3 protein-coding genes and 1 pseudogene are annotated in these 2,517 nt (G+C 62.3%); all 4 read left to right on the top strand.

Translation table 11 applies throughout. The features are described 5' to 3' along the window. Positions 1 to 225 (top strand): annotated as a pseudogene (locus BP858_RS11305) (2-methylthioadenine synthetase); the annotation flags it as partial. A gap of 172 nt (positions 226 to 397) precedes the next feature. Continuing rightward, complete coding sequence (locus tag BP858_RS11300; protein WP_074175238.1) at positions 398 to 841, top strand: metal-dependent transcriptional regulator; 444 nt, start codon at positions 398 to 400, stop codon at positions 839 to 841. Positions 842 to 908: 67 nt separating this feature from the next. Then, positions 909 to 1,811 carry a metal ABC transporter solute-binding protein, Zn/Mn family gene (locus BP858_RS11295; protein WP_286879520.1) on the top strand — a complete coding sequence of 301 codons (903 nt, stop codon included), beginning with the start codon at positions 909 to 911 and terminating at the stop codon, positions 1,809 to 1,811. Next, positions 1,808 to 2,517: metal ABC transporter ATP-binding protein (locus BP858_RS11290; RefSeq protein WP_286879519.1), on the top strand; the 710-nt coding region annotated here is incomplete at its 3' end. The genes BP858_RS11295 and BP858_RS11290, both read left to right, overlap by 4 nt.

Below are 2,517 nucleotides of genomic sequence, written 5' to 3'. Positions count from 1 at the left end.
CGCTACAACGAGCGCTGGATGGGGAGAGAGACATCGATCGTCACGACCGAGAAGAACGCGCCCGGCTCAACCGTCTGCCGCAACCCCTGTTATCTCAACGTCGTCATCAAAGAGGAACTCCCGTTCGGGTTCTCAGGGCGGGCTGTGATCACCAAGAACCGGCGGCACTACGTCATCGGCGAACTTGTGCAGGGTGCATCGAGCCATCCTCATCTGCGGGTGTGAAGCGGATCGGCACCTCACGCGAAGACGCGAAGTTCGCGAAGGGGAGTAACCACACGGTCTTCGCGGTTTCACGTGAGACAACTTGGAGTGCGCGGAGCTGTTCGTCGCCCCTGGAGCAGAGGGTTTAGCCCCACAGAAAATTTTTTCTTCTCCGAACGCCAACTCATGTATCATGCAGGGGATCACCGGGAGCGAACTCTCCCCGAGGAAGGCCGAGTACCTCAAATATATTTACCTGCAGGGCGATGTCGTGAAGACGACCGATATCGCCGCCCATTTCTCGGTCGCGCCCTCGACGGTGACAAAGGCGCTTGCAGATATCGCAAAAGCAGGATACCTCGAGCACTCCCCCTACCACGGGGTGAGACTCACGGCTCCTGGCACCGATTACGCACGGTTCCTGTTCCGGCGTCACCGGATCGTCGCCCTGGTGCTCAGCCGCTACGGGCTTGAGCCCGACGAGGCCTGCAGGGAGGCAAAGAAGATCGAACAGTGCATCTCACGGGACCTCACAAACCGGATATGCACGTCGCTTGGGCACCCGATGATGAGTGTCTGCGGGGAGATCGAGCACGACCATAGTTGCTGCTGTCCCCCGGAGAACCGGAAGAGGTGACGGCACAACGTTTTTATTCTCACATAGTAGTAAATTTAGACCTATACCAAACCTGAGGAGAAAAACCATGGGATCGCAGGGTAAGGGCATCGTCAATCCCCTCTCTCTCGTTGCAGCCGCATTGGTAATCCTCATGCTGGCAGCAACCACGGCCGGGTGCACCGGGACCGACCGGCAGGATGACGGGAAGATCGTTGTCGCGGTCACCATACCGCCGGAGCAGGAGTTCGTGGAGCGGGTGGGAGGCGATCACGTCAGGGTGATCCTGCTGGTGCCGCCGGGGGCCGACCCGCACACCTACGAACCGCCGCCCGGGGTCATCGCCGATCTCGCAGACGCGGATATCTATGCTGTGGTGGGGTCGGGGATAGAGTTTGAACTCGCCTGGAAAGATAAGATCGCGGCCATGAACCCCGGGATGCTGATCGTCGACTGCTCGCGCGGCATCGACCTGATATCGACCGGGGAGGAGGATCACTCCGGGACCGACCCTCACATCTGGCTCTCGCCTGGGAACGCGAAAGTCATGGTCGAGAACATCTGCCAGGGGCTCATAGAGGTCGACCCGGCGAACGCCGATGAATACCGCCGGAACGCCGACGCCTACCAGGGGGAACTCGATGCCCTGGATAGGGAGATCGCCGGGGCGCTCGCCGAATCAGAGGTAGAGAAGATCATGGTCTACCACCCGTCGTGGGCCTACTTTGCCCGGGATTATGGCCTCGAGGAGATCCCGATCGAGAACGAGGGGAAAGAACCCTCCCCGCGGGGGATAGAGCACCTCATCGAGCAGGCAAAGGAAGAGCATATCACCGTGATATTTGCGTCACCCGAGTACTCCACCCGGAGCGCCGAGGTGATCGCGGACGAGATCGGCGGGACCGTGGTGCTGGTAAGCCCGCTTGCGAAGGATTACCTGGCAAACATGCGGCACGTGGCCGCGGCGTTCGCAGGGAGCGGCAACCCATGAGCGCCCCCGTGATCGAGGTCGACGACGTCTGGGTCAGGCTGCGCGGCCAGACCGTGCTTGAGGGCGTGAACCTCGCCATCTACCCGGACGATTTCTACGCCATCATCGGGCCGAACGGCGGCGGGAAGACGACGCTCCTCCGGGTGATCCTCGGGCTCCTCGCCCCCTGCCGCGGCGAGGTCAGGATCCTCGGCAGCAGGGATGCGGCGATGCGAAAGGATCTCGGCTACGTCCCGCAGTTCCGGACGTTCGATTTCCAGTATCCGATCACCGTGCGGGAGATGATCCTCTCCGGCCGTCTCGGCCACATCACCCGCCGCCCACGGCGCTACGACGAAAAAGACCATGCCCGGACAGAGGAGGCGCTCGAGACGATGCAGATCACCGATCTCGCCGACCGGCAGATCCAGGACCTCTCGGGCGGGGAGCAGCAGCGGGCGATCATCGCCCGGGCGCTCGTCGGCGACCCGAAGGTGCTCCTCCTCGACGAACCGACGGTCTACGTGGATGCCCCGACAGAGGCACAGTTCTACGAGATTCTGGACCGGCTCCGCGACCGGATGGCGATCGTCCTCGTGACCCACGACATCGGGGTGCTCCCGGGGCACGTGACCCGGGTCGCCTGCTTAAACCGGCGTCTCTACACGCACGACACAGCCGAGATCACAGCCGATATGCTTGAGGCCGCATACCACTGCCCGGTGGA

Origin of the sequence: Methanoculleus sp. UBA413, from assembly GCF_002502935.1 — an archaeon.
Taxonomy (GTDB): domain Archaea; phylum Halobacteriota; class Methanomicrobia; order Methanomicrobiales; family Methanoculleaceae; genus Methanoculleus; species Methanoculleus bourgensis.
Note: the sequence above shows the minus strand (reverse complement) of the source record. Positions and strands in the feature narration are given on the sequence as shown.

Excerpts from the sequence above, each read along its gene's own strand:
- BP858_RS11295 (WP_286879520.1), top strand. The coding sequence starts at position 909 with ATGGGATCGCAGGGTAAGGGCATCGTCAATCCCCTCTCTCTCGTTGCA.
- BP858_RS11300 (WP_074175238.1), top strand. The coding sequence starts at position 398 with ATGCAGGGGATCACCGGGAGCGAACTCTCCCCGAGGAAGGCCGAGTAC.